Annotated in this window: 2 protein-coding genes and 1 pseudogene; 2 read left to right on the forward strand and 1 reads right to left on the reverse strand. The window is 67.7% G+C overall.

Annotated elements, in window-relative coordinates:
- Positions 1-326 (reverse strand): annotated as a pseudogene (locus VFL64_RS04465) (molecular chaperone HtpG); the annotation flags it as partial.
- 205 nt (positions 327-531) lie between these two features.
- Between VFL64_RS04465 and VFL64_RS04470 the strand changes: the two are divergent.
- Positions 532-1818 (forward strand): cation:proton antiporter, encoded by a 1287-nt coding sequence (locus tag VFL64_RS04470; RefSeq protein WP_489539182.1) that lies wholly within the window; start codon positions 532-534, stop codon positions 1816-1818.
- Between the two features lie 80 nt (positions 1819-1898).
- A complete protein-coding gene (locus VFL64_RS04475; RefSeq protein WP_489539183.1) occupies positions 1899-3011 on the forward strand; it encodes a YbdK family carboxylate-amine ligase in 1113 nt (370 codons plus the stop codon).
- The last annotated feature ends 191 nt before the right edge of the window (positions 3012-3202 follow it).

The raw sequence follows: 3202 nt of genomic DNA on the forward strand, positions 1-3202 counted from the left end.
TCGAGCTTGCTCATGAACTCGCGCGTGCCGCTCTTGGCGATGGTGCCGAGGTTGGCCACCGCTTCTTCCGCTGACAGGCCGATGCCGTTGTCGCGGATGGTGATGGTCTTGGCCGCCTTGTCGAAGCTCACGCGCACTTCGAGGTTGGGCTGGTCTTCGTACAGGCCGGCGTTGTTCAGCGCCTCGAAGCGCAGCTTGTCGCAGGCGTCGGATGCATTCGAGACCAGCTCGCGCAGGAAGATCTCCTTGTTGGAGTACAGCGAGTGCGTGACGAGGTGCAGGATCTGCTTGACTTCGGCCTGGAAGGAAAGGGTTTGCTTTTGCATGGTGTTCTGAGGTCTGGCTACCGGCACCCGCGCCGGCCGCGCTCAAAGATAGGGGCCTTCTGCTTGATTTCAAGCGGGCGGCCATGAGAGGCCCGGATCATAAGGACAAGCCCCTTGGCGCCGCCCGGAGACCGCCGGCTCGTCACAGGCCCTGGGCTACCATGCGCCGCTCTTTCACTGACTGGTGCGTGACAGCCTGCCTTCCATGCCCTTCATGACAGCGCTCGACACCTGGTTCGCCCCAGCTTCGTCGTCCTCGGCACCGCTGTGGACGCTGGACGGCCTGCGCGGTGCAGACCCCGTGCTGGGTTTCGCGCTCGTGATGCTGGTCGCCGTGTGCCTCGCCGAGGTGCTGCATCGCCGGCTGCACCTGCCGCGCATGCTGGGCCACATGATCACCGGCGCGCTCGCCAGCCCGCTCGCGCTGCGTCTGCTCGAGCGCACCGACCTCGACCCCTGGAAGCCACTGATCGACCTGGCCATCGGCGTGCTGGTGTTCGAGCTCGGCAGCCGCATCCGCCCACGCTGGCTGATCGACAACCCCTGGCTGGCCCTCACCTGCGTGCTCGAAGGCGTGCTCGCCGGCCTGTGCGTCGCAGCGGCGCTGGCCTCGATGGGCGTGCCGCTCACCTCGGCCTGGCTGGCCGGCGCGGTGGCCATGTCGACCTCGCCGGTGATCACACTGGTGCTGGTGCACGAGTTGCGCCCGCGCGGGCAGGTGACCGAGCGGCTGCTCATCATCACCGCCATCAACAGTGCGCTCACCATGCTGGCGCTCAAGGCCTGGCGCGTGATGGCCGCGCTCGATGCCAACAGCATCAGCGCCGAGCTGTTGCCCGTAGCCGCCGATGCCATCGTGGTGGTCGGCGGCTCCTTCCTGCTCGGTGTGGCCGCCGGCTGGCTGCTGGCCAAGCTGACGCAGCCTTTGCGTGGCGTGGCTTCCGCCACGCCGGTGCTGCAGATCGCGCTGGTGATCCTGGCCGCCATGCTGGCCGCGCAATGGAAGCTCTCGCCGCTGCTGGCGCTGCTGGTGGCCGGCATGGTGGCCCGCTCGCGCATGGGCCACACGCTCACGGTGGAGCCGCAGCTCGGCTCGGCGGGTGCGGTGCTCACCGTGCTGCTGTTCATCGCGCTGGGGATGCTCTTCACGCTGGATGGCGTGCTCACCTTGTGGCCATGGGTGCTCGCCATCCTGCTGGCGCGGCTGGTCGGCAAGGGCATCGCGATCGCGCTGCTGGCGCGCCTGAGCGCCCTTGGCTGGCGGCAGTCGATCGCGTTGACGCTGGCGCTGCAGCCCATGAGCAGCCTGGCCGTGCTGCTGGCCGCCGACACCTTCGGCTGGACATCCCAGCTGCCCGGCGTGACCGGCAGCGTGCTGCAGTCGCTCCTGATCGCCACCACCGTGATGCACCTGTTCAGCCCGGTGATCACGCAGTGGTCGCTCAGATCGCTGGCCGGCGAATGCCCGCCCGCACCGGCCAAGGAAGCTTGAGATGAACAACCCCCCACGTCGCTACGCTCCTGCCCCCCGAGGGGGCGGTCAGTGGCTTCGGGCGGCCGGGCGCCACTGACATGTCACTCGCCGAATTCACCACCTCCGAACCGCTGACGCTCGGCGTCGAGCTCGAGCTGCAGCTCGTCAGCATGCACGACCACGACCTCTCGCCGCAGGCGCAAGACCTGCTGCGCGAGCTCGACCGCCACACCGGCGCCTGGGACGTGAAGCCCGAGATCACGCGCAGCATGATCGAGATCGGCACCTCCATCCAGCGCCAGCACTCGCCGCTGCTGGCCGAGCTGACCGACCTCCGGCAACAGCTCTCGCGCGCGGCGCGCAAGCTCAACATCGGCATCGCCGGCGGCGGCACGCACGCCTACCAGCACTGGAGCGAGCAGCAGATCTACCCGACCGAACGCTTCCACTACATCAGCGAGCTCTACGGCTACCTGGCCAAGCAGTTCACCGTGTTCGGTCAGCACGTGCACGTGGGCTGCGAGAACGGCGACACCGCGCTGTGGCTGCTGCACGCGCTGTCGCGCTACGTGCCGCACTTCATCGCGCTGAGCGCCTCGTCGCCCTACGTGCAAGGGGTGGACACCGGCTTCGACTCGGCGCGCCTGAACTCGGTGTTCGCCTTCCCGCTGTCGGGCCGCGCGCCCTTCACCACCACCTGGGAAGGGTTCGGCCAGTACTTCGACAAGATGACCAGCACCGGCGTCGTGCAGTCGATGAAAGACTTCTACTGGGACATCCGCCCCAAGCCCGAGTTCGGCACCATCGAGCTGCGCGTGTGCGACACGCCGCTCACGGTCGACAAGGCGGCGGCACTCGCCTGCTACCTGCAGTGCATCTGCCGCTACCTGCGCGAAGAGAAGCCCTTCGAGCCGAGTGAAGACGACTACCTCGTCTACACCTTCAACCGCTTCCAGGCCTGCCGCTTCGGGCTCGACGGCGAGATCGTCGACCCCAAGACCAAGCAGCGCCAGAAGCTGCGCGACGACATCCTGCGCACCCTCGCCCGCATCGACGAGCACGCACTCGACCTGCAGGCGTTGGAGGCCAGCAACCTGATCCGCGAGACCCTGTTCGAGGGCAACGACGCGCACTGGTTGCGCGGCCGCCGCAAGTCCGGCCTGCCGCTGTCGGCAGTGGTCGAAGACGCCACCAAGCGCTGGATGGGCTGAGTCCCTTTGCCCGCATAGGGCACTCCTGTCGCCAAGGTGACCGACGCCTCAAGACGACTGGTCATATTCTTTGCGGATGCCTCGCACCGCCGACCCGACCGACATCCCCGAGCGCCTGCTCGCCGCAGGGCTGGAGCTCTTCCTGCGCCAGGGCTACAACGCCACCGGCGTGCAACAACTCACCGACCACG

Source organism: Rhizobacter sp. (genome assembly GCF_035702065.1).
In the GTDB taxonomy this organism is placed as follows: domain Bacteria; phylum Pseudomonadota; class Gammaproteobacteria; order Burkholderiales; family Burkholderiaceae_C; genus Rhizobacter.

What these genes read in the sequence shown, in the direction of transcription:
- VFL64_RS04470 (WP_489539182.1), top strand. Translation starts at nt 532, where the DNA reads ATGCCCTTCATGACAGCGCTCGACACCTGGTTCGCCCCAGCTTCGTCG.
- VFL64_RS04475 (WP_489539183.1), top strand. Translation starts at nt 1,899, where the DNA reads ATGTCACTCGCCGAATTCACCACCTCCGAACCGCTGACGCTCGGCGTC.